General features: G+C 60.7%; 20 protein-coding genes. 1 reads left to right on the top strand and 19 read right to left on the bottom strand.

Features of this window, described 5'->3' with window-relative positions; translation table 11 throughout:
• Positions 1-7: 7 nt before the first annotated feature.
• The 11 genes from menH to JL05_RS11850 all read right to left on the bottom strand — a co-directional run bounded on the left by menH (position 8) and on the right by JL05_RS11850 (position 11334).
• On the bottom strand, positions 8-778 hold the full coding sequence (gene menH / locus JL05_RS11900) for a 2-succinyl-6-hydroxy-2,4-cyclohexadiene-1-carboxylate synthase (protein ID WP_033632518.1): 771 nt from the start codon (positions 776-778) through the stop codon (positions 8-10).
• Positions 775-2451, bottom strand: a complete 1677-nt coding sequence (menD, locus tag JL05_RS11895; RefSeq protein ID WP_033632517.1) for a 2-succinyl-5-enolpyruvyl-6-hydroxy-3-cyclohexene-1-carboxylic-acid synthase — start codon at positions 2449-2451, stop codon at positions 775-777. Before menD ends, menH begins: the two co-directional genes overlap by 4 nt.
• A gap of 380 nt (positions 2452-2831) precedes the next feature.
• Positions 2832-3143 carry a stress response protein ElaB gene (gene elaB, locus JL05_RS11890; RefSeq protein ID WP_004935964.1) on the bottom strand — a complete coding sequence of 104 codons (312 nt, stop codon included), beginning with the start codon at positions 3141-3143 and terminating at the stop codon, positions 2832-2834.
• 81 nt (positions 3144-3224) lie between these two features.
• The gene (gene idnD, locus JL05_RS11885; RefSeq protein ID WP_033632516.1) at positions 3225-4256 is read right to left on the bottom strand and encodes an L-idonate 5-dehydrogenase; all 1032 of its coding nucleotides are present in this window, start codon (positions 4254-4256) and stop codon (positions 3225-3227) included.
• Positions 4257-4278: 22 nt separating this feature from the next.
• Positions 4279-5043, bottom strand: coding sequence for a gluconate 5-dehydrogenase (idnO, locus tag JL05_RS11880; protein WP_033632515.1), 765 nt, complete (start codon positions 5041-5043; stop codon positions 4279-4281).
• A gap of 363 nt (positions 5044-5406) precedes the next feature.
• A complete protein-coding gene (locus JL05_RS11875; protein ID WP_004935976.1) occupies positions 5407-5916 on the bottom strand; it encodes a DUF1097 domain-containing protein in 510 nt (169 codons plus the stop codon).
• Positions 5917-6151: 235 nt separating this feature from the next.
• Positions 6152-7396, bottom strand: coding sequence for an MFS transporter (locus tag JL05_RS11870; protein WP_033632513.1), 1245 nt, complete (start codon positions 7394-7396; stop codon positions 6152-6154).
• Between the two features lie 137 nt (positions 7397-7533).
• Positions 7534-8070: a DUF2938 family protein gene (locus JL05_RS11865; RefSeq protein WP_033632512.1), complete on the bottom strand. Its 537-nt coding sequence runs from the start codon at positions 8068-8070 to the stop codon at positions 7534-7536.
• Positions 8071-8089: 19 nt separating this feature from the next.
• The gene (locus tag JL05_RS11860; RefSeq protein WP_033632511.1) at positions 8090-8953 is read right to left on the bottom strand and encodes a DMT family transporter; all 864 of its coding nucleotides are present in this window, start codon (positions 8951-8953) and stop codon (positions 8090-8092) included.
• A 43-nt stretch (positions 8954-8996) separates the two neighbouring features.
• Positions 8997-9422, bottom strand: a complete 426-nt coding sequence (locus JL05_RS11855; RefSeq protein ID WP_033632510.1) for a cupin domain-containing protein — start codon at positions 9420-9422, stop codon at positions 8997-8999.
• Positions 9423-9504: 82 nt separating this feature from the next.
• Complete coding sequence (locus JL05_RS11850) at positions 9505-11334, bottom strand: thiamine pyrophosphate-binding protein (RefSeq protein WP_033632509.1); 1830 nt, start codon at positions 11332-11334, stop codon at positions 9505-9507.
• A 347-nt stretch (positions 11335-11681) separates the two neighbouring features.
• On the opposite strand from JL05_RS11850, the gene JL05_RS11845 reads away from it, so the two are divergent.
• A complete protein-coding gene (locus JL05_RS11845; RefSeq protein WP_033632508.1) occupies positions 11682-12554 on the top strand; it encodes a LysR family transcriptional regulator in 873 nt (290 codons plus the stop codon).
• A 60-nt stretch (positions 12555-12614) separates the two neighbouring features.
• Here the strand turns inward: JL05_RS11845 and nuoN are convergent, their stop codons facing one another.
• From nuoN to nuoG, 8 genes are all read right to left on the bottom strand, one after another.
• A complete protein-coding gene (gene nuoN, locus JL05_RS11840) occupies positions 12615-14072 on the bottom strand; it encodes an NADH-quinone oxidoreductase subunit NuoN (protein ID WP_004936000.1) in 1458 nt (485 codons plus the stop codon).
• Between the two features lie 6 nt (positions 14073-14078).
• Entirely contained in the window at positions 14079-15608 is a 1530-nt protein-coding gene (gene nuoM, locus JL05_RS11835) for an NADH-quinone oxidoreductase subunit M (protein WP_033632507.1), read from the bottom strand.
• A gap of 95 nt (positions 15609-15703) precedes the next feature.
• Positions 15704-17551 (bottom strand): NADH-quinone oxidoreductase subunit L, encoded by a 1848-nt coding sequence (nuoL, locus tag JL05_RS11830; RefSeq protein WP_015378577.1) that lies wholly within the window; start codon positions 17549-17551, stop codon positions 15704-15706.
• Complete coding sequence (gene nuoK / locus JL05_RS11825; protein WP_004936014.1) at positions 17548-17850, bottom strand: NADH-quinone oxidoreductase subunit NuoK; 303 nt, start codon at positions 17848-17850, stop codon at positions 17548-17550. The genes nuoL and nuoK overlap by 4 nt, the downstream gene beginning before the upstream one ends.
• Positions 17847-18404, bottom strand: coding sequence for an NADH-quinone oxidoreductase subunit J (gene nuoJ / locus JL05_RS11820; protein WP_004936018.1), 558 nt, complete (start codon positions 18402-18404; stop codon positions 17847-17849). The genes nuoK and nuoJ overlap by 4 nt, the downstream gene beginning before the upstream one ends.
• A 13-nt stretch (positions 18405-18417) precedes the next feature.
• On the bottom strand, positions 18418-18960 hold the full coding sequence (gene nuoI, locus JL05_RS11815; RefSeq protein WP_004936019.1) for an NADH-quinone oxidoreductase subunit NuoI: 543 nt from the start codon (positions 18958-18960) through the stop codon (positions 18418-18420).
• 14 nt (positions 18961-18974) lie between these two features.
• On the bottom strand, positions 18975-19952 hold the full coding sequence (nuoH, locus tag JL05_RS11810; RefSeq protein WP_004936022.1) for an NADH-quinone oxidoreductase subunit NuoH: 978 nt from the start codon (positions 19950-19952) through the stop codon (positions 18975-18977).
• Positions 19949-22687 (bottom strand): NADH-quinone oxidoreductase subunit NuoG, encoded by a 2739-nt coding sequence (nuoG, locus tag JL05_RS11805; protein ID WP_081877849.1) that lies wholly within the window; start codon positions 22685-22687, stop codon positions 19949-19951. Before nuoG ends, nuoH begins: the two co-directional genes overlap by 4 nt.
• Positions 22688-22754 lie beyond the last annotated feature (67 nt).

Genomic DNA, 22754 nt, shown 5'->3' with positions numbered 1-22754 from the left:
GGTTCCTTTAACCAGGGTTAACGAGAAAGGTCTGCAGCTCGGCGACGAAATCCTGCGGATTGGCCAGATGCGCGTTGTGGCCGGCCTGCGGCACGATGCGCAACGGCAACCCGGCGTCGCGCGCCAGCCGTTGAAATTTGGGATCGTTCTCACCGCACAGCACCCGCAGCGGCACGGTCAGTTGGCGCAGCTGCGGTGCCAGATAGGGCTGCCGCCCGAGCGACGTGGCTTCGAGCATGTCGGCGATCGCCGGGCCGCTGTTGACCGAGCGCGCGGCGATCAGCGCCTGGCGGTGCACGTGGCTGAGCTCTTTGAACACCGGTTGCTGATACCAGTCCGCCAGGACTTCGGCAATCGGCTCACTGCGAAAACGCGCCGCCCATCGCGCATCCTGCTCGCAACGATCGCGGCGCTGTTGTTCGTCCTCAAGCCCCGGGTTGCCGCCCTCGACCAGCACGCCTTGCAGACCGTCGTGGCGTCCGTGGCAAGCGTGATACATGGCGATGCGCCCGCCGAGCGAGTAGCCCACCAGCCAATAACGCTCGATATTGCGCAGTTGCAGGGTCGCGGCGATTTGCGCGCTGATGTCGTCGAAGCCGCGGCAGCTCACCGCCACGGAGTCGCCGTGGCCGGGCAGATCGATGGCCAGCGACGGCCATTCCGGGCAGCGCGCGGCGATCACCCGCCATTCATTGTTGTTGCCGAGCAGGCCATGCAACCATATCAGCCAGGGGCGGCCCGCTTCGCCCTGTTGCAAAATTCGCGTCGCCAGCATCATTGCACCGCCATCTGTTGCACCAGGTATTGCAGGCTTTCGGCCCCTGCGCTCGGCGGCACCTGCAGCTCTATCAACGTGGCGCCGCCGCGCCGCCAGCCTTGCTCAACCGCCTGTTGCAGCTGGCGCCAGTTTTCCGGCCGCGCATAGTCAAGCTGGAACATCGCCGCCGCGTGGCTGAACTCAACGTTCTGCGGCATGCAGTAAAAGCGCTGACGCTCCTCTTCCGGCGTCGGCAGCAGCGAGAAAATTTGGCCGCCGTTGTTATTGACGACGATCAGCACCGTCGGCGCCGAACAGTGGCGCAGCAGCGCCAGCGCATTGAGGTCATACAGGGCGGAAAGGTCGCCCACCACCGCCAACGTCGGCCTGGCGGTGGCGCGCTGTACGCCGGCGGCGGTGGAAATCAGACCGTCGATGCCGCTGGCGCCGCGGTTGCTGAATACCGGGTAAGCAGCAGGCAGCATCGTTAATGCGTCGATCAGTCGCACCACCAGGCTGTTGCCGAGAAACAGCTGGCCGTTCTCCGGCAGCAGTTCCGGCAGGCGGTGCGCCAGCTGCGCTTCGCCAAAGTTATCGTGCAGATGCGTGGACGCCGCCGTCAGCGCTTTATCCGCCAGCGCCGCCAGCCCGGCGGCCCACGGCGCGCGCGGTTGCGCGGGATGCTGCGCCAACCACTGCGCCACGCCGGCGCGCAGGCGCCGCCCCCGGTGTTGGGCCGGATCGAGCCGCCCCGGCAGCTCGTCGATAATCCAATATTCTTCCGGCTGACACTGCGCCTGCCATTGCAGCAGGCGTTTGCCGGTCAGGCTGCCGCCGAACTGCACCACCAGCTGCGCATCTTGCAGTACGCGCTGCGCCTGCGGATGCGCGAGCCACAAATCGGCGCAGGGCAGCGGTTGCCCGGTCTGCGACAGCACATCGCCGATCAGCGGCCAGCCCAGCGTTTCGGCCCAGTCGGCCACCTGCGCGCCCTCTTCCGCGCTCATGCGCCCGGCCAGCGCCACGCCGCGCTTTTGCCGCCAGGAGAACCAGTCCGGCTGCGGCGACGGCGCCGCACGCGTCTCGCTTTCCTGCAGCCACGGACGATCGCTCTGCCACCAGTCGCCCAGCGCGGCGGACCAATCGGCATAGTGACGCTCATCGCCGCCGTACAGCGGTTCGGCGAACGGGCAGTTGATATGCAAAGCGCCATGCTGCAGGCGCGCCATCGCGCTGTCGACGCTGGAGGCCAGCCACGCGGCCGGAATATCCGGCGTCGGACGCGGCAGATCGATCGCCAACGTCGGGTGGCTGCTGTAGAGACCGTTTTGACGGATCGCCTGATTGGCGCCGCAGTCGATCAGTTCCGGCGGCCGATCGGCGGTGAGAAACACCAGCCGTTCACCGGTCAGGCCGGCTTCGATCAACGCGGGATAAAGGTTCGCCGCCGCGGTGCCGGACGTAACGATCACCGCCACCGGCTCACGCGCCGCCTTCGCCAGCCCGAGCGCCAAATGGCCGAGCCCGCGCTCATCAAAATGGGTATGGCAGATAAACGATCGGTTGGCCGCGGCGGCCAGCGTCAGCGGCGTGGAGCGCGATCCCGGAGCGATACAAACATGCCGCACCCCATGGCGGGCCAGCGCCTCGAGCAGCACAGCCGCCCACCGGCGATTAAAAACACTTGTCGACATAGTTCGCTCACAAGTCAGTTAGCAGAGATCGTCCCCGGCGCAGCCGACGGACGCCGCGCCTGTAGTTACGTTCTGTATTATATGAGGTGTTATTTTCACGGCTTTTGCGCCAGCGCAAGAACGCCGTATATCCCTGGGTGTTTACACCAGATAATTGTTTGATTTAGAACAAAAAACAAACAATTAAAACACAAACACTTTACACTTGCGGCGACGCCGGCTCAATCCGTCCATACAAAAACAAGGGAGATAAAGGCGCTCCAACGGCGGCCAGCGGGAAGTATAGGCAGGATAAGGGAAAGCGATCGGGGAAACGGCGGGATGAACGACACAGTCTGCAGAAAAGCACGAGGCGGCCTGCGCCGCCCCGATGACATGATTTATTTGCGGGCCAGCAGCAGCCCCAGCACCAGCCCGACGGTGGCACCGATGCCTACGCTGTGCCAGGGTTTATCCCGCACGTAGTCGTCGGTGCGGTGCACCGCTTCTTTGGCGCGCGCATAGTAGGATTCGCCGGTGTTCGCCCAGCGCGCCTTGACCTCACTCAGCGCCTGCTCGGCGTGCGACTTGATGTCAATGTAGGCCTGATCCGCGCGATCGCCGGTGTATTGCAACACTTCTTCCAGCGTCTCGGTCAGCATTCTCAGATCGTCATCCAGCGTAGTTTGCTCAGCATCCGAATGTCTTGCCATAGTGAGGTCTCCGTGGTTGAAAAATTAAGCGTTCCTACACTATAGACAAGGATCGTCGCCTGCGGCCATCGGACTTTTACCCTAAAACACCAATTGCACCTTGGCGGCCTGGCGCTTGTCGCCGGCAAACTCCAGCGCCTGCGCCAGTTGGTCCCCGGCGAATTCCGCCGACAACAGCGGCAACGGATCGACCACATCGCCGGCCAGCCAGGCCACCGCCAGCGCAAATTCCGCCACGAAGCGAAACGATCCGAGCAGGTTCAACTCTTTGGCGATCAACAACATCAGCGGGAAATCAGGGAAGCTGCCGCCCATGCCTACCTGCACCACGGTGCCTTTGGCGCGGGTGATCTCCAGACAGCGCTGCAGCGACAGCGGATGTCCCGCCACTTCGAAGGCGACATCGAAATAGCCCTTGTCCTGCTGATAGTCGCTAAAATCGTCGTCCGCGGCATGCAGGCACCGATTGGCCCCCATTTGGCTGGCGATCGCCAGGCAGCGCGGACTGAGATCGGCGCAGACAATCTCGGCGGCGCCCAGCGCTTTCAGCGCCGCCACCAGCAGACAGCCGATCGGGCCGACGCCGGACACGAAGATCTTTTTCCCCGCCACATCGCCGGGCTGCTTCGCCGCGTGGACAGCCACCGCCAGCGGTTCGGCGAACACCATCACCCTGTCGTCGCGATCGGCGGCGTAAGGAATGCACTGCGCGCTATCCACCACTTTGTATTGGGTAAAAGCGCCGTCGACGTGCGGAAAATACATCGCGCTGCCGAAAAAGCGCATCTCGACGCATTGATTGCTTTGCTGCTCCAGACAGTATTTGCACTGCCCGCAGGGTTTGCTGGGATTGAGCGCCACCTTCTGCCCGGCCGGCAACTGCGGCGAATCGCTGGCGACCACCTCACCGATCACCTCATGGCCCAGCACCATCGGCTGACGCACCTGAAAATTGCCGACCTTGCCTTCCTGGAAGTAATGCAGATCCGAGCCGCAGATGCCGCCGCGGCTGATTTTCACCAGCGTTCCCTGCCCTCGATAATCCACTTCTTGCGCGATCACCGCCACGTCTCGCTTGCCGTTGACCACACAGGACTGAGTTTGAATTTTCATCGCAAGACTCCACGGAAAAAGATTACACCGCCGCCGACATGCCGCCATCGACAAACAGCAGTTGCCCGTTGACGAAGGCGGAGGCGTCGGCGGCCAGGAACACCGCCGCGCCGATCAGCTCCTGCGGATCGCCCCAGCGCGCGGCGGGCGTGCGTTGGGTCAGCCAGGCGGTGAAGGCCGGATCGTCGGCCAGCGCCTGCGTCATCTCGGTTTTGAAGTAGCCGGGGGCAATGCCGTTGACCTGAATGTTGTAGCGCGCCAGCTCCACGCACATGCCGCGCGTGAGCATTTTCACCGCCCCTTTGGACGCCGCATAAGGGGTGATGGTGTCGCGGCCCAGCTCACTTTGCATCGAGCCGATGTTGACTATCTTGCCGCGCCGGCGCGGCACCATGTAACGCGCCACGGTCTGCGACACGATGAAGACCGCCTTCTGGTTGACGGCAATGATGTCGTCCCAGTCTTGCTCCGGAAACTCGGTGAACGGGTGGCGGCGCTGGATGCCGGCGTTGTTGATCAAAACGTCTATCGCGCCGATGTCCGCTTCGATACGGTCGATGGCGGCATGCACCGCCTGGGAATCGGTGACATCGAACGCCGCCGCCTCGGCGCGCAGCCCCTCTTCGCGCAAACGTTCGGCGGCGTGCCGGGCATGTTCTTCGGTGGTGGCGTTGACCAGAATATGCGCGCCTTGCTGCGCCAGGCCGCGTGCCAGCAGAAAACCGATGCCGCGCGAGGCGCCGGTGATCAAGACGGTCTTGTTATCCAGTGAAAACAGATTGTTCATAGTGATTCCCGGCCATCAGGCCTCCAATCGGACAGGCTTCTATCTCAGCCGATTGTTACCGGTAAAAACGTGATGGAAATCACTGAAAATCATGTTACGAAACCCTGTTACCCTTAACGTGATCTCACGCAGGCAGCCAGCGGGTAAAACTTATCTATCCGATTGAAAAACGGCTATTTTCAATAGAAGTACATTCATTGTTATCGCCAAATCGATGGGTTAACATGCCGCTATCCCCCTTGCCGCGCCGCCCGTGAAGGCCACCGAATGAAACACCTCCGCGTTACGCGACAGGACATCGCACAATGGGCCGGCGTAACCCAAACGCCGGGTAACCAAACGCTGGTGGTGAACTGCCGTCTCTCACTCGGCGGCACCGTTTGAGCCGGCATTCGGGCCAATCGGCGGCGTAGCGCGGGCTTTTTCGCTGCGAGCCGCCCACCACAGACCGCTGTTTTTCATCGCATAGCCGAATAGCAGGCCCACCAGCAGGGAAAGCGTCACCAGCGGCCAATCGCCACCGCCGGCGAAGGTCGCACAGGCGCCGATAAAGGTGCCGGGCACGAACCCCAGCCACTGCTGTTTGGCCTGAATGCACATCAGGAACGCCACGACGCCGGTCAGCAGATACCCCAGCAGATTCCACTGCGGCGCCAGTTCGCTGCCGTGGATGATCGCCATTGCCCAGAAGACGCCGCTGCAGCAGGTCAACGCGCCGATCAACAGCCCTTTCAGCCCGCCCTGCGGGCAGGCGAAATACGCCGTGCAGCCGAGAAAACCGGCCCAACCGATCAGCCCCAGGCTGACGGCAACCCAGCCCCAAACGCCGGAGAGGATCCCGGTAGTAACGGCAATGGCGAAAAGAACGTTCATAAAGTGACCCGCGGCAAAAATAAAGCGCGCAGTTTACCCGAAGCAAGTGATTTTTTCGTGACTAAAATCACGAAAAAAATGCAAATAAGGAAATGTAAATATCAAAAAAGCAATGTGTATCACAAAAAAAAGCCAGCGTGACGAGCACGCTGGAATAACACAACACCAGGGAAATCACGATCTCAAATGAAATGCCTACATGCGACGCCTGTCGCCCCCCTCCCGAACGCCGGTTTCAGCGTGGGAAGCCCGCACGCGTTACCATGACGCTCAACATCAAACAAATCACGGCGCTGCTCAGGAATAACAAGTGGGTCGCCAAATGCAAATCGGCGTGGTCGATCACAACGCCCAACAGGATCGGCACCCAGTTAGCGATATATGCGATCACGTAGAACAGGGAGATCAAACGCGCATGGCTGGCTTTCGGTGAAATCAGATTCACCAGCGTGGCGCTGCCGACGAAGATCGCGCCATAGGCGTAACCGGCGATCACCATGCCTGCGGCGGCCAGCGCCAGCGAATGGATCTGAATCGCCACGGCGAACACCCCGACCGACAAAGCCTGAGCCAGGCAGCCGAACATCAACGAATGGCGGGCGTTGATGCGACGACTCAAAATCTGGCTGATGCCGGCAATCACCAGATAGACGGCGACCACATAGCCAAAGACGCCACGGCTCTGCATATCCAACAGTTTTTCGGCGACGCTCGGCCCTATCGCCAGAATGCTGGCGGCAACCGCCCAACAAATGAACAACGCCCCGGCGCACAGGAAGAATTTACCGCCGGTCGCGCGCAGGCCATCCGCCAGAGAGCTTTTCGCCACCGGCGCGTTATCCGCCGCTGCGCTATCGGCCTGCGCCGCCACCGTCTCTCGCGGCCAGCGCAGCATCACGCCCAGTGCGGCGACGGCGGCAATGGCCATGATGATGATGAACGGCAATGACGTGGTATGAAAACCGGTTTGCAGTGCGACGCCGCTAAAGATCGGGCCCAGGGCCAATCCGGTGGTAAAGGACAGCGTCGCGATCAACGCCGCATTTTTTCCGCCGTCCTGCGGCCCGAAACGCACCAACGCGATATTCGCCGCACCGGTCAGGGCGCCGGTGCCGACGCCGGCCAGCAGCCGTGCCATAAACATCATGAAGAACGACGACGCCACCGAAAACAGCAGCGCGCCAAGCAACACCACCAACAGCGCCGGCACGATCATGCTGCGCAGGTCTTTTACTTTCCCCGCCATATTGCCTACGCCGAACAGCGAAATCAGCACGCCCGCGGCATAAGCGCCGTAAATGATCGTCAGGCTGACCGAGCTCAACGCCAGCTCATGTTGATAAAGCGGATAAAGCGGCGTCGGCGCGCTGCTGTTCAACAGCGCTGACATCAATGCCAACGCCAGAAACAGCAAGATAGCGAAATGCGATGTACCCGCCTTCGCTTTAGCCGTTTCTTCAACGGCGATACTTTCTGACATGTTCAACTCCCGAATCGATCAGGCATTCGCCCTAAATAAATGCGTCTTCCCGCATGCCACGCGGCTTCAGGAAGCGCGCTTATCATAGCGTTGGGCTATCACGCCCAAAATAGCCAAGAATGCATCATCGTGATTCATTAATGCAGCATCGCAGCGTCAGGCATGCATTTCTGCAGCATGCGACGCCGCCAAGCGATGGCGCAGCCGCCCAATGCCACGCCATACACTGCATGGTTGGCCAGGCTGGCGATCAGCAAAGCCGGATTTTTGCCGGCCATTCCCCAAAACCCCAACCCCACCGAGGGATAAATGAAGCACAGCGAAATCAGCGAACAGGCCAGGCCATACGTCAGCGCCCCGACGAACAGGCCGCCCCCCGACTTAACGCGCGGGCAGATCAGGCAATAGAACGGGATCGCCAGGCTAATGCCGGCAAAATAGTGCGCGCCGTAGCCCATCATCAGAGCCTCTGGCACATCGGGAATGTCGCCAGGCCGCAAAAACCAAAATTGCCCCTGCAGCCATTGATTCATCAGTTTGCCGATGAAGGCCAGGTTGAGCTTGCCGATGAGACCGACGCTGGAGGCGACACTGTTCACCCCATCCATCGTCAGCGTCGCCACTATGCCAAACAAGACCGCCATCGCCATGACGCCAACCGGACGCATGTTCATTGTTTCGTTCCTTATCACGTTATGCCACCGCCGCCTGCTCGGACTTGGCCGAAGCACGCTTGCGCACCGCCAACGCGCCGGACAACACGATCAGCGCCATACCGGCGGTGGCGATATAAGACAGCTGCTCGCCAAATATCAGATAGCCAAGCAGCGTAGAGAAAATAATGGTGCTGTAAGAGAGAATGCTGACAATCACCGCATTGCCGCCCCCGTAGGCGCGAGTCATGGCGATCTGCCCCAGACTGCCGAAGACGCCAATGGCGCAGACGCACAGCAGCATTGCGCCGTCCAGCAAGGAAAAGCCCAGCAACGCAGTCATCAGGCCGCCAACCAGCGTTCCCACCAGCGAGAAATAGAACACCACGCGCAGTTCCGGCTCACCGCGCCGCACCAGCTTGCCGACGTTAAAGTAAGCCAGCGCGGTCAACAAACCGGCCGCCAGCCCGACCAGCGTGGCAACGTACTCCCCGTTGGGGGCGTCGGGGCGCAGCAAGACCAAAATGCCGGTAAAGCCCAACAGCACGGAAAACAACAGCCGACCGGTCAGCTGCCCTCGGGTCGTGATGAACGCGATCGCCGACTGAAAGAGGGGGTTGGTATAACCCAACGTGGTGGCGGTGGCGATCGGCAGATGTATCAGCGAATAAAAACCGCAGTACATCGCCGCATTGCCTATCGCCGCCCGCTTCATATGCAATCCGAGATGACGGGTGCGAAAACCGAGGCGCTGGATCTTGATCAGCGCCGCGACGATCAGCACATTGATGAGAGAACGATAAAAAATGATGTCGAAAAATCCGACCGTCGTCGACGCCAACTTGATGCAAGCACCCATCAGCGCAAAGAATCCGCTGGCGACGACCATCCACAAAGCTACCATGATCTTCTCTTATTAACGGCCTTTGGTCAGGGCCGTATCAACACTACCCGGCGGCTTTCACCGTCAACGGTTTATCGTCCGCGCAAGCGAAGAACACCAGCATTTCGGCGCCTTGCTCGCCGGAAACGCCCTGATGCACGATATCCACGGTATCGGTAAACGAATCCCCCTGCCGGAACGTGCGGCGTTCACCGGTTTTCCTGACGGTGAGCGAAACGCTGCCGCCGCTCATGTACACTGCGCTGATGCAAGGATGCGTATGCCAGGCCAGTACCTTGTTCGGCTCTACCGTCACCTTCAGCATGGTGATCTGCGGCGCGCCGGCGGGATACTGACGATATGCCGAGCCCTCCCATGCGCTGTCGGTCTTGAGCAACGTCGTTTTGACGATGCCTTCGCCATGCCCCTCGGCAGCCTGAACCGACCCCTGAAATACTGCCAACAATGCCAAAATGCCCCACTTAACCATCTTATCGCTCCCTGACTGCCGCGAGTAAAAATGCCAGGCGCCGCGCGCGGTGAACCTGGCGAGTTGAAAAAACAGCGTTGTGCTACAGTCCTTTGATGCGCTGCTCGTATTCTGCGATGCTCTCGGCGTAGTAGCGGTTAGGCGCTGCAAAGTTGCCCACCATCACTTCGATGAGGTACGGCCCCGGATGTTTCGCTGCGGCGCCGAGGGCCTCGTCCAGATCCTCCAGCGTCTCCGCCTTCGCGGAGGCGACCCCCAGACTGTTGGCAAACGCTTTCCAGTCATGGTTGGGCAAGGCGGTATAGTCGGCGGAAATGCCGCGATTTTGCAGCGTGTCGATGTGCATGGCGCCGTGCGCGCTGTTGTTCATCACCACGAACACCACCTTCACGCCATAACGCGCGGCGGTCTGAATTTCGATGCCGTGCATCAGCATGCAACCGTCGCCGGTCACCACGAGGCAATCCCGCTGCGGTGCCGCCAGCTTGATGCCGATGCCCGCGCAAATGGCCCACCCCATCGGCGCCAGGGCGCTGGAGGTGTGATAATCCCCCCGCCCGGCCGCCAGCCAGTGATGCGCCATGAAAATGCGGTGTGCGCCCGAATCGACCACGACGTTGGTATCCGGATTCATGCGGCTGCGAATGTGTTTAATCGCATCGCCGGGATACAGCCGGCTTTCGCCCTGGGCGATGCGCGCCTGCAACGTCGGCTGTGGCTGTTCCAGCGGCAGTGCGCGAACCCCTTCCAACCAGGCGTCACGCAGGTGAGCCGCGTCGCCAAGCCGCGCGTCCTCATCGCCAACCGCGGCCAACAAACAGTGCAACGTACCGCTCAGGCTGGAAAATATCTGCAGATCCGGCTGGTAATGCGAGCTCACTTTGTCGAAGTCTTCGTCGATCGCCACCAGCGTTTTATTGCCGTGCAGTCTCGGGTTCCAGTTCAGACTGTCGCGCTGGCTGAGATCGCAGCCCAGCACCAGCAGCACGTCGACGCCTTCACCGTTGAGGGTTTCTACCGCGCGGGCATGCCCGGCAAAACCGTAGACCCCTAATGCCAGGGCATGCCCTTCGGGAAACGCGCCCTTGCCGGACAACGTCGTGGCGACAGGCAAGCGGTATTTTTCCGCTACCCGCAACAACAGCGCGGCATCCTGCGGATTGTTCATCCGGTTGCCCACCAGGCAGGCGACGTTGAGACCGCGCAGCAGATAATCATGCAGCAGCTGTTCCACCGCTTGCACATCCACGGCCGCTTCACGGTGCTGCGGCACTCGCTCAGGCTGGTCGCGACGATCGCCGAACGCGGTTTTCTTCTGCATGTCGACCGGCACGCTCAGATAGGCGCGCCCTTTCCGCTGTGGGTTCAGGCTGGAGAGGCTGCGGCGCAGCTCATGCTGCAAGGTCAGGTTGTTTTTCGTTTCTATCGCGGCGCAAAGCAACGGTTTGACGATGGTCAGCTCATCGATGCCGCTGTTGCTGCCATCCTGAAAAGCGCCCTGCGCCTCATGATAGGTGGCGATGCTGCCGGCCAGGTACAGCACGGGGATCTTATCGGCTTGCGCGGCGGCCATCGCCGGCAGGAAATTCATGGTGCCGGGGCCTGAAATGCCCAAACAGACACCAAACTTTCGGCTGGCGCGGGCATAGCCATCGGCCATAAATCCGCATGCGGTTTCATGGGCACCGACGATGCCGACAATCTCGGAACGGTCAATAGAAGTGATTAACGGATAAACCAGTTTGCCAGGGACCAAAAAGATATGTTGAATGCCGCGCGCTGCAAGGCCTTGAATAATGACATCGGCGTTGTTGCGTTCCATCTTCTCGGCGCCTGGCGCTACGGTAACTCTGACTCCGTCCTCCGTCGCCAACGCAACGGGGGGGCACAGCATCTCTGCGTGAGACTCCATTTTTTTATATCCAGTCATATCATCGTGAGCTAACTTGATTCAGAGTCGATCCCACTTGGCGGTCGCCCAGAAATAACGGGAACCGGCTCTTATTCGTATTGCTTATGCATTAGGGTGGCCTTGGTGTAAAATGTGCGTCGGGTCGCAGCATAAGCGCCGATAAGAATAAGCATTACCAGACAAAAATAAAGGTGCAAAACCGCTTCACGGTGATGCATTTATACATATCCTGAAACATTATAAATAATGATGATACGAAGCATTTTTTTCGGTCTCCACACCAGAATAAACACCGCATCACACCGCTTCCTTCCCCCTCCCGCCAGTCTGTACAGAGGAGGTGCGCAATGAACTGGGACGACGCCCGATTTTTTCTCGCCGTTGCGCGCTGCGGCACGCTACGCAAAGCCGCCAGCCAGCTGAATGTCGATCAGGCGACCGTCGGCCGACGGCTCTCCGCTTTCGAAGATGCGCTCGGCTCCAAGCTGTTTATCCGCACGCCGAAATCCTTCGCCCTCAGCCCGCTGGGGGAGGAAATGCTGGCGGACGTGATGAAGATGGAAAATGCGGTGCAGGCGATCAACCGTAAAGCCGCCAGCGGTGACGAAAGCCTGTGCGGCAACGTGCGCATCGCCACCACCGATACCCTGGCCGAAGCCTTCGTGATGCCTGCGCTGCAAGATCTGCGGGAACGCTATCCGGCCATCACCGTCACGCTGCTGACGGCGGTCAACATCGCCGATATTTCTTACCACGGCGCAGATCTGGCGATCCGCGGCGCCCGTCCCGATGACGATGAGCTGATCATCAAACGGTTAGCCACCATCGAAATGGGCCTGTATGCCACTCAGCACTACTTGGCGCGGCGCGGCATGCCGGTCAAGGGCGAGCAGTTGCGCGGCCACGATCTGCTGATGTTCCCGCGCGAGCTGGTGCCGCGCCACTGGAACAATTTCTGCGGCGAGGCCCTGCACGAGCCCAACGTCGTGCTGCAATGCAATTCGCAGCTGCTGCTGCGTTCCGCCACCCGCAGCGGGCTGGGCATCGGCCTGCTCTCCGCTTTTTTGGCGGACAAAGACCCGGAACTGGTGCGTCTGTTCCCGGAGAACAAAGACTGGGTGGATATCTGGCTGGTGCTGCATCCCGATTTGCAACGCGCCGCCCGCGTGCGCGCGGTAGTGCAGGCGCTGGAAACGTCGTTTAGCGCCCATTACGGCTGAGTGCCGTTTCGCCCATAAAAAAAGGCCGCCGAAGCGACCTTTTTACTGTCTGAAGCGTTATCAGAACGTCGGCTGCGCCATCTGCACCAGCGAAATCAGCGGCTGCGGATAAACCCCCAACAGCAGCACCAGCGCGGCGGAGATCAGCACCACGACGCCACCGGCGGTCAACGCCCAGTTGTTCGGGGTGTCGCGCTGCAGCGATTCCGGCGCGCTGAGGAACAGGCTGACGGTCACACGCAGGTAGTAGTACAGACCGATGGCGCTGCCTACCACGACTGCGCCGGTCAGCCACCACAGGTGTGCGCTGACGCCCATCGCGATCACGAAGAACTTACCGATAAAGCCCAGCGTCATCGGAATACCGGCCAGCGACAGCATCATCACCGTCATCACCGCGGACAAGATTGGCTTGTGCCAGAACAGGCCACGGTAAGAGAACAGCGAATCCGCATCCGGGCCGCGGTACGGGCTGGACATCAGGCTGACCACGCCGAAGGCGCCCAGGCTGCTGAACAGGTAACCGGCCAGATAAACGCCGGCGGTTTCCAGCGACAGCTGATGGGTTTGCACCGCAATCAGCGCCACCAGCAGGTAGCCCAGGTGAGCGATCGACGAGTAGCCCAGCAGACGCTTGATGTTGGTCTGGCTGATGGCCATCAGGTTACCGAACAAGATGGAGCAGAACGCGATGATCGACAACACCATGCGCAGCGCTTCGTTGTCGGCGGCCGGGGCATACAGGAACAGACGCATCACGACCGCGAAGATCGCGATCTTGCTGGCGGTCGCCAGGAAGGTCGAGACCGGCGCAGGCGCGCCCTGATACACGTCCGGCGTCCACAGTTGGAACGGCACCAGCGACAGCTTGAAGCCCAGACCGACGATCATCATGCCCATGCCGGCCAGGATCAGCGGCTGGTGCATCATGTTTTCCTGCAGGCTCTTGCCGAGGCCAGCCAGCGACAGATCGCCGGACTCAGCATACAGCAGCGCCATGCCGAACAGCAGGAACGACGACGCGGCGGCGGACAGCAGCATGTACTTGATGGCGGCTTCCAGCGGGCGCTTCTGGCGGTAGGCGTAGCCCACCAGGCCGAACAGCGGCAGCGAGATCAGCTCGATACCGATGAACAGCGAAGCCAGATGGTTAGCGCTCGCCAGCAGGATGCCGCCCAGGGCGGCGATCAGCACCAGCAGGTAGAACTCTTCGCGGTTATCCGGATAGCCGACCAGCCACGGATAGGCGAAGGTGCAGGTCGCCAGACTCGCCAGCAGCACCAGCCCGGTGTAGAACATCGAGTAGCCGTCAACCCGCAGCAGCGGGGTGACGTCCATTGGGCCTGCCTGGCCGACAAAGTACAGCGAAAGCAGCGCCAGGTTGAGACCGATCACGGTCAGGGTGGCGTTGATAAAGTGGTCGCGTCGCCACGCAATGCCTAGCATCACAACCACCACCGTCAATCCGACGATCAACAGCGGCAGCAGTGCGATCAGTTGTTGAGGAGTTATTGTCATGGCGAATTACGGCCTTGTTGTTGAAATTGCTGAAACTGACGAACCAAACCAGTGTTGCACGTTGCTCATCGCCGCGTTGGAAGTATCCAGAATCGGCTGCGGGTAAACCCCCAGCAGAACCAGCAACACCACCAGCAGCAGAATGATGAACAGTTCGCGCGCGGTCATGCCCTGCAGCGGCTGGTCTGACTTAGGCGCACCGTAGTAAGCGCGCTGCATCATGATCAGCGAGTAAACCGAAGCGAACACCAGACCGAAGGTGGAGATCACGGTGATCACCGGCACCACCTGGTAGCTGCCGAACAGAATCATGAATTCGCCGACGAAGTTACCGGTACCCGGCATCCCCAGCGTAGCCACGGCGAAGAACAGCGACAGCGCAGGGATGAACTTGATACGCCCCCACAGGCCGCCCATCTGACGCATGTCGCGGGTGTGCAGACGTTCATACAGCTGGCCGCAGATGATAAACATACCGGCGGCGGACAGACCATGCGCGATCATCTGGATCACGGCGCCTTGGTAAGCCAGCTGGCTGCCGGTGTAGATGGCGATCAGTACGAAGCCCATGTGCGAGACCGAGGTGTAAGCGATAAGACGCTTGATGTCGGTCTGCGCGAACGCCATCCAGGCGCCGTAGAAGATACCGACCACGCCCAGCCACATGGCGATTGGGGCGAACTCGTGTGAAGTTTCAGGGAACAGCGGCAGGCTGAAACGCAGCAGGCCGTAGGCCGCGGTTTTCAGCAAGATGCCCGCCAGGTCGACGGAACCTGCGGTCGGCGCCTGGCTGTGCGCATCCGGCAACCAGCCGTGCAGCGGCACCACCGGCATTTTCACCGCGAAGGCGATGAAGAAGCCCAGCATCAGCAGATATTGCACGTTGTGGGACATCGGCGTTTGCAGCAGGTCTTCGTAATCGAAGGTCCACACGCCGGTGGCGTTGTAGTGCACGAACACCAGGCCCAGGATCGCAATCAGCATCACCAGACCGCTGGCCTGGGTGTAGATGAAGAACTTGGTCGCCGCGGTGATGCGGGTTTTACCGTCCGACGCCTTGTGGCCCCACAGCGCGATCAGGAAGTACATCGGCACCAACATCATTTCCCAGAAGAAGAAGAACAGGAACATGTCGATGGCGAGGAACACGCCGATAACGCCGCCCAGGATCCACAGCAGGTTGAGGTGGAAGAAGCCCTGATACTTCTGGATTTCACGCCAGGAACAGAGGATCGCCAGCACGCCCAGCAGACCGGTCAACACCACCATCAGCAGCGACAGACCGTCCAGCGCCAGGTGGATGGAGATGCCAAAGCGCGGGATCCACGGCAGCAGGAATTCGCTCTGCCACTGCGGAATGCCTTTCGGCGTGGTCAATGTATAGCCGCCCTGCATCCACAGCTGCAGAGAGAGCGCCAACGTCAGCCCCATTGCGATCAGCGCTATCCAGCGCGGCACCTTAGTACCGAAGCGCTCAAGCTGCCAGCACAGCAGACCGCCGATAAAGGGGATAAGAATTAGCCAAGGTAATAGCATGGCGTTTTGTGTCCCTTATACGAATAATTTCAAACTTTGTACGTAGCGCCTGCCCGGCGCTACGCCCGAAAAATGCGTCTGTTTAAATTATTCAATTAAACCAGAATCAACAGAGCCAATACGACCACTGCACCCACACCCATAGACGCTATATACCAACGCACCTGGCCGTTCTCGCTCACCGTCAGACCGCGGTTCCCCCAGCGGGAGAAGACGGCCGGCAGGTTCATCAGCGAGTTCAGCGGATCGCGTTGCAGCAGCTTCGCAATGCCCAGATACGGCTTGACGAATACTTTGTCATACAGCCAGTCGAAGCCCCAGGCATGGAACCACCAGGTCGAGAAGAAACGCCCCGGCGCGCTGTTGGCGATGCTGTTGACCAGGCTGCGTTTGCCCAGCCACAGCGCGGCCGCCAGCAGAATGCCGACGATAGCCACCACGCCGGAGGTAATTTCCAGCGTCAGTACGCTGCCGTGCGCCAGTTCGGTCGTCTCCGGCAGCACGCCCTGCAACGGCGGCACGATCATCGCGCCGACGAAGGTGGACAGCACCAGCAGAACCAGCAGCGGCAGGTGGTGAGTGATGCCTTTACCGGCATGCGCTTTGATTTTCTCTTCGCCATGGAACACGATGAAAATCATACGGAAGGTGTACAGCGAGGTCATGAACGCACCGACCAGGCCGGCAACCATCAGGTTGATGTGGCCGTTGGCCATCGCGCCCGCCAGGATCTCGTCCTTACTGAAGAAGCCGGCCGTGACCAGCGGCAACGCAGACAGCGCCGCGCCGCCCACCAGGAAGCAGACGTACACCAGCGGGATGCTCTTGCGCAGGCCGCCCATCTTGAAGATGTTTTGCTCGTGGTGGCAGGCCAGGATCACCGAACCGGACGACAGGAACAGCAGCGCCTTGAAGAACGCGTGAGTCATCAGGTGGAAGATCGCCGCGTCCCATGCCTGCACGCCCAGCGCCAGGAACATGTAACCGATCTGGCTCATGGTAGAGTAAGCGAGCACGCGCTTGATGTCGGTCTGCACCAGCGCGGCGAAGCCGGCCAGCAGCAGAGTGACCGCACCGACGATGCCCACCAGATGCAGCACTTCCGGCGCCATCAGGAACAGGCCGTGCGTGCGGGCGATCAGGTAGACGCCTGCGGTCACCATGGTCGCCGCGTGGATCAGTGCGGAAACCGGGGTTGGGCCCGCCATCGCGTCCGCCAACCAGGTTTGCAACGGCAGCTGCGCCGATTTACCGACCGCGCCGCCCAGCAGCATCAGCGTCGCCCAGGTGATGGCCGTATCGCCCACCGCCAGTTTCTGCGGCGCCAGGATCATCAGCTCGCGGATGTTCAGCGTGCCCAGCTCGTTGTAGAGGATGAACAGCGCGAACGCCAGGAACACGTCGCCCACGCGGGTGACGATAAAGGCTTTCATCGCCGCCGCGCCGTTGGCCGGATCTTTGTAGTAGAAGCCGATCAACAGGTAGCTGCACAGGCCCACGCCTTCCCAACCCAGATACATCAGCAGCAGGTTGTCCGCCAGCACCAAGACCACCATGCTGGCGATAAACAGGTTGGTGTAGGCGAAGAAGCGCGAATAGCCCTCTTCACCGCGCATGTACCAGGAAGCGAACATGTGGATGAAGAAGCCGACGCCGGTGACCACCGACAGCATGGTCAGCGACAGGCCGTCCAGCACCAGTGTCACGCCGATATTGAAGTTGCCGACGGCCATCCAGGTCCACAGGCTTTGCTCGAACAGCTGCACGCCGGCGGCTTTCTGGGCGAAGAAATCCATCGCCACATACACCGTGACCAGCGCAGCCAGGCCGATAGAGCCCACGCCGACGGTGGCCGCCGTGTTCTCAGACCAGCGACCGCGGGAAAATGCCAACAGCAGGAACCCGATCAGCGGTAGCAGAATTGTTAAATATAATAGGTTCATCCGCGCATCTCACTGACAGTATCAATATTCAGGGTATGACGACGACGGTAGAGCTGCAGCAGCAGCGCCAGGCCGATACTGGCCTCGGCTGCCGCCAGGCTGATCGCCAGGATGTACATCACCTGCCCGTCCGCCTGGCCCCAGTAGCTTCCCGCCACGATAAACGCCAACGCCGCAGCGTTGATCATCACTTCCAGGCTGATCAGCATAAACAGCAGGTTGCGGCGCACCAGCAGCCCGGTCAACCCGAGCACAAACAGGATAGCCGCCAGGATCAGGCCGTGTTGAAGAGGGATCATGCTTGCTCCTCCGATTTTCTTCTCGCCATTTCGCCACCCACCGGCGCGTTGCTCAGCACCTCGCCAGGCTTGTGCTCGCGGCCGATATGGAAGGCGACAACCAGACCCGCCAACAGCAGCATTGAAGCCAGCTCAACCGCCAATACGTAAGGCCCGAACAGGCTGATGCCCACCGCCTTCGCGTCAACCATCTCACCGCTGATGCCCTGATCGGATACGCTGCGGATCGCAACGATCAATACCACCAGCAGCGCCAGTGACAGCAGGCCAGGCCCGATCCACACCGTCGGCTTCATCCAGTCGCGCTCTTGCTGCTGCACGTTGCCGAGGTTCAGCATCATCACCACGAACACGAACAGCACCATGATGGCGCCCGCATAAACGATGATTTCCAATGCGGCGGCAAAGTAGGCGCCGAGAGAGAAGAAGACTGCCGAGATCGCCAATAACGAGACGATCAGATACAGCAGCGCATGCACAGGGTTGGTATGGGTGATCACGCGAATCGTCGCGGCCACCGCAATCAAACCTGCCAGATAAAATGCAATTTCCATGCTTGCTGGCTCCTTAGGGCAACAGACCTTTGACGTCGATCGGTTTGGCTTCGTTTTCGGCTTCGCCTTTGGCTTTGCCGTCAATCGCCATACCGGCCATCCGGTAGAAGTTATATTCCGGATATTTACCCGGCCCCGAGATCAACAGATCTTCTTTTTCGTACACCAGATCCTGACGCTTGTACTCGCCCAGTTCGAAATCCGGCGTCAGCTGGATAGCGGTAGTCGGGCAAGCCTCTTCGCACAGGCCGCAGAAGATGCAGCGCGAGAAGTTGATGCGGAAGAACTCCGGATACCAACGGCCGTCTTTCTGTTCTGCCTTTTGCAGCGAGATACAGCCGACCGGGCAGGCAACCGCACACAGGTTACAGGCGACGCAGCGCTCTTCGCCGTCCGGATCGCGCGTCAGCACGATGCGGCCGCGGTAGCGTGGCGGCAGGTACACCGGTTCTTCCGGATACATCTGGGTTTCGCGCTTGGCGAAGGCATGCATGCCAATCATCCAAATGCTGCGCATCTGGGTGCCGAAACCAACCACTAACTCTTTCAATGTCATGGTTTATTCACCCCTTATTGAGCGTTGTACAAAATGACCGCGGCGGTTGCCAGCAGGTTCAGCAGCGTCAGCGGCAGGCACACTTTCCAGCCGAAGGACATCACCTGGTCATAACGCGGACGCGGCAGCGCGGCGCGGATCAGGATGAACATCATCATGAAGAAGGCCGTTTTCAACGCGAACCAGATGAATGGCGGCAGGAACGGACCCTGCCAGCCGCCGAAGAACAACGTCACAATCAGGGCGGACACGGTGACGATACCAATGTATTCCCCCACGAAGAACAGACCGAACTTCATGCCGGAATATTCGATGTGGTAACCGTCGGCCAGTTCCTGCTCTGCTTCCGGCTGGTCAAACGGGTGACGGTGACACACCGCCACACCGGCGATCGCGAAGGTCACGAAGCCGAAGAACTGCGGAATGACGTTCCAGACGTGCGCCTGAGATTCAACGATGGCCTGCATGTTGAACGAATCCGCCTGCATCACCACGCCCATCAGCGACAGGCCGATGAACACTTCGTAGCTCAGGGTTTGCGCGGAGGCGCGCATCGCGCCCAACAGCGAGTATTTGTTGTTGCTCGACCAGCCGGCGAACAGCACGGCGTACACCGCCAGGCCGGCCATCATCAGGAAGAACAGAATACCGATGTTGAGATCGGACACCGCCCAGGTCGGGCTGACCGGCACGATGGCAAATGCCAGCAACAGGGAAGTAAAGGCGATCATCGGCGCCAGGGTGAAGATCACCCGGTCGGAGAATCTCGGCACCCAGTCTTCCTTGAAGAACATTTTGATCATGTCGGCGACCAGCTGCAGCGAGCCGCCCCAGCCTACGCGGTTCGGTCCGTAGCGGTTCTGGAACAGGCCGAGCAGGCGGCGTTCGCCGAAGCTCATGAATGCCCCGCACGCCACGACCACCAACAGGATCACGACCGCTTTAAGAATGGCGATCAAGATGTCGATCACCTCAGGGGTAAACCAGCTCATCGTGCCGCCTCCCGCAGATTGTCTACCTTAGCACCCACCAAGATCGGCGGGATCCCTGGCAAGCCGAGCGGCAAACCAACCTGGCCCTGGGTCAGGGTTTCACTCAGACGCACCGGCAGACGCAGAGTCTGGCCCGCGCAGCTGAACTCCACCAGGCTGCCCGCATTAACGCCAAGCGTCGCCGCATCGGCCGGGTTGACCATCACGTAGGCTTCCGGCATACGCTGCTGGATCACGTGAGAGCGCTGCGACATTTCATCGCTGCCGAACAGGTGGTAGTAAGGCGCGACACGCCAGCCGTCGTTCGGATTGAACGCGGCAGGCACGCGGTCGAAGTAACCGAGGCTGCCCTCCCCCGCTTCGATCAGTCGCACGCCCGGATCGCCGTGGCGCAGTTTGCCGCCCACTTCGGCCTGGAACTTGTTCCATGCCTGCGGTGAGTTCCAGCCTGGCGCCCAGGCGAACGGGATCTGCTGACGATCGGCCAGCGGGCTGTTGTTCCCTTCCATCGAGAAGGCGAACATGGTGTCTTTATCCTGCGGCTGACGCGGCTCGTGCACGCTGATGTTGGCGCGCATGGCGGTACGGCCGCTGGAACGGTGCGGCGAACGCGCCAGCTTCTGACCGCGAATGCGGAACGTCGCGTCCGGCGCGGCATCGACGATGCCCTGCAGCTGCGGCAACGCGGCGACGCAAGCGGCGATCACGTCATCGAGCTGGGTCCAGTCCACGTGGCGGCTGGTGTAGGTGGAGTGCAGCGAGTGCATCCAGCGCCAGCTTTCCAGCATCACGGTGAACTGATTCTTCTTGGCGTCGTCGTAGTAAGCCGGATCGTATACCTGGAAGAAGCGCTGCGCGCGGCCTTCCTGGTTGATCAGCGTACCGTCGCTCTCGGCGAAGCTGGCCGAGGAGAGGATCAGATTGGCTTTGTCCATGATCGCGGTGCGCTGGTGGTCGGCGACGATCAGGTTATTGACCTTGGCCAACGCCGCGTCCACCTGCGCCGCCGGCGCATGGCGATAGAGATCGTTTTCCATCACGATGGCGGTGTCGGCTGCGCCGCTCGCCAGCTGTTCCAGCGCCTGATCGAGCGAACCGCCGCCGATCATCGCCAGGCCCATGCTGTTGGCTGCGCCCGCCACGAAGGTGATGCCGACGTCGGAACCGCGGCCCTTCAACGCTTTGGCGATGTTGGCCGCCGCTTCGATGATGGCTTCGCTGCCGGCGTTGCTGCCGGTCACGATCAGCGGTTTGCGTGCGCCGGTCAGCGCCTGCACGATGATGTCGACTTTCTTGTTCAGGCCTTCAGCCAGATCGTTCACCGCCGGCGCTGCGCTATCCAGCGCGTGAGCGATGGCGAAGCCGAAGCGCGCCTGCTCGTCTACCGGCGCGCGGTAGTTCCAGGCGGCGATGTCATCCAGACGAGTGTTGTCGACGTTGGTGGTGAACAACGGATACTTGGCGTGTTGGCCGATATTCTGCACCGCCGCGATCTGCCAGTCGGCCACGCGTTGCGCCGCCGCCATCGCGCGGGCTTTGCCCTTGACGGCCTGACGTACGGACAGCGCGATGCGCGCGCCGGTTTGCGTCAGGTCTTCGCCCAGCACCAGCACCGCGTCGTAATCTTCGATCTCACGCAGCGCCGGCGTATGGACGCCGCCGTTTTTCAGCACGTTCAGCATCAGCGACAGGCGTGATTGCTCCGCCTGAGCGATACCGGTGTAGTAGTTCTCGGCGCCGACCAGCTCGCGCAGTGCGAAGTTGCTTTCCAGGCTGGCGCGCGGGGAGCCGATGCCGATGGTTTTCTTCGCCTGACGCAGGATGTCCGCCGCGCCCTGCATCGCCTGCTCGGCGTTCAGGGTGATCCAGTCGTCGCCGCGCAGCTGCTGCGGTTGACGCGGACGATCTTTCTGGTTGACGTAGCCGTAACCGAAACGGCCGCGGTCGCACAGGAAGTAGTGGTTCACGCTGCCGTTGTAACGGTTTTCGATACGGCGCAGCTCACCATAGCGCTCGCCCGGGCTGGTGTTACAGCCGATGCTGCACTGCTGGCAAATGCTCGGCGCGAACTGCATGTCCCATTTACGGTTGTAACGCTCGGAGTGCGTTTTGTCGGTGAAAACGCCGGTCGGGCACACTTCCACCAGGTTGCCGGAGAACTCGCTTTCCAGCGTGCCGCTTTCCGGGCGACCGAAGTAGACGTTGTCGTGTGCGCCGTACACGCCGAAGTCGGTGCCGTCCGCATAGTCTTTGTAGTAACGCACGCAGCGATAGCAGGCGATGCAGCGGTTCATCTCGTGCGAGATAAACGGCCCCAGTTCCTGATTGTTGTGGGTGCGCTTGGTGAAGCGGTAGCGACGGAAGCTGTGGCCGGTCATTACCGTCATATCCTGCAGGTGACAGTTACCGCCTTCCTCACACACCGGGCAATCGTGCGGGTGGTTGGTCATCAACCACTCAACCACGCTTTCACGGAACTGCTTCGCTTCGCCGTCATCGATAGAGATAAAGGTGCCATCGGATGCCGGGGTCATACAGGACATCACCAAACGGCCGCGCGTATCTTCCGCGTTTTGGTATTGCTTTACCGCACATTGGCGGCAAGCGCCGACGCTTCCCAGCGCCGGATGCCAGCAAAAGTAAGGAATATCAAGGCCGAGGGAGAGACAAGCCTGCAGCAGGTTGTCCGCCCCGTCTACCTCATACTCTTTGCCGTCTACATGAATCGTAGCCATAGTCAGCATGCTTCCAAGTGGCCTGCCTTGCGGCAGGCGTTAATCAAAAATTCTGGCCGTGTTCGGG

Origin of the sequence: Serratia nematodiphila DZ0503SBS1, from assembly GCF_000738675.1 — a bacterium.
Taxonomy (GTDB): Bacteria; Pseudomonadota; Gammaproteobacteria; order Enterobacterales; family Enterobacteriaceae; genus Serratia; species Serratia nematodiphila.
Note: the sequence above shows the minus strand (reverse complement) of the source record. Positions and strands in the feature narration are given on the sequence as shown.

What these genes read in the sequence shown, in the direction of transcription:
- nuoN (WP_004936000.1), bottom strand. Translation starts at nt 14,072, where the DNA reads ATGACAATAACTCCTCAACAACTGATCGCACTGCTGCCGCTGTTGATC.
- idnO (WP_033632515.1), bottom strand. Translation starts at nt 5,043, where the DNA reads ATGAACAATCTGTTTTCACTGGATAACAAGACCGTCTTGATCACCGGC.
- nuoI (WP_004936019.1), bottom strand. Translation starts at nt 18,960, where the DNA reads ATGACATTGAAAGAGTTAGTGGTTGGTTTCGGCACCCAGATGCGCAGC.
- JL05_RS11860 (WP_033632511.1), bottom strand. Translation starts at nt 8,953, where the DNA reads ATGGTAGCTTTGTGGATGGTCGTCGCCAGCGGATTCTTTGCGCTGATG.
- nuoJ (WP_004936018.1), bottom strand. Translation starts at nt 18,404, where the DNA reads ATGGAAATTGCATTTTATCTGGCAGGTTTGATTGCGGTGGCCGCGACG.
- menH (WP_033632518.1), bottom strand. Translation starts at nt 778, where the DNA reads ATGATGCTGGCGACGCGAATTTTGCAACAGGGCGAAGCGGGCCGCCCC.
- JL05_RS11845 (WP_033632508.1), top strand. Translation starts at nt 11,682, where the DNA reads ATGAACTGGGACGACGCCCGATTTTTTCTCGCCGTTGCGCGCTGCGGC.
- nuoK (WP_004936014.1), bottom strand. Translation starts at nt 17,850, where the DNA reads ATGATCCCTCTTCAACACGGCCTGATCCTGGCGGCTATCCTGTTTGTG.
- JL05_RS11875 (WP_004935976.1), bottom strand. Translation starts at nt 5,916, where the DNA reads ATGAACGTTCTTTTCGCCATTGCCGTTACTACCGGGATCCTCTCCGGC.
- JL05_RS11865 (WP_033632512.1), bottom strand. Translation starts at nt 8,070, where the DNA reads ATGAACATGCGTCCGGTTGGCGTCATGGCGATGGCGGTCTTGTTTGGC.
- menD (WP_033632517.1), bottom strand. Translation starts at nt 2,451, where the DNA reads ATGTCGACAAGTGTTTTTAATCGCCGGTGGGCGGCTGTGCTGCTCGAG.
- nuoM (WP_033632507.1), bottom strand. Translation starts at nt 15,608, where the DNA reads ATGCTATTACCTTGGCTAATTCTTATCCCCTTTATCGGCGGTCTGCTG.
- JL05_RS11850 (WP_033632509.1), bottom strand. Translation starts at nt 11,334, where the DNA reads ATGGAGTCTCACGCAGAGATGCTGTGCCCCCCCGTTGCGTTGGCGACG.
- nuoH (WP_004936022.1), bottom strand. Translation starts at nt 19,952, where the DNA reads ATGAGCTGGTTTACCCCTGAGGTGATCGACATCTTGATCGCCATTCTT.
- JL05_RS11870 (WP_033632513.1), bottom strand. Translation starts at nt 7,396, where the DNA reads ATGTCAGAAAGTATCGCCGTTGAAGAAACGGCTAAAGCGAAGGCGGGT.
- nuoL (WP_015378577.1), bottom strand. Translation starts at nt 17,551, where the DNA reads ATGAACCTATTATATTTAACAATTCTGCTACCGCTGATCGGGTTCCTG.
- JL05_RS11855 (WP_033632510.1), bottom strand. Translation starts at nt 9,422, where the DNA reads ATGGTTAAGTGGGGCATTTTGGCATTGTTGGCAGTATTTCAGGGGTCG.
- nuoG (WP_081877849.1), bottom strand. Translation starts at nt 22,687, where the DNA reads ATGGCTACGATTCATGTAGACGGCAAAGAGTATGAGGTAGACGGGGCG.
- idnD (WP_033632516.1), bottom strand. Translation starts at nt 4,256, where the DNA reads ATGAAAATTCAAACTCAGTCCTGTGTGGTCAACGGCAAGCGAGACGTG.
- elaB (WP_004935964.1), bottom strand. Translation starts at nt 3,143, where the DNA reads ATGGCAAGACATTCGGATGCTGAGCAAACTACGCTGGATGACGATCTG.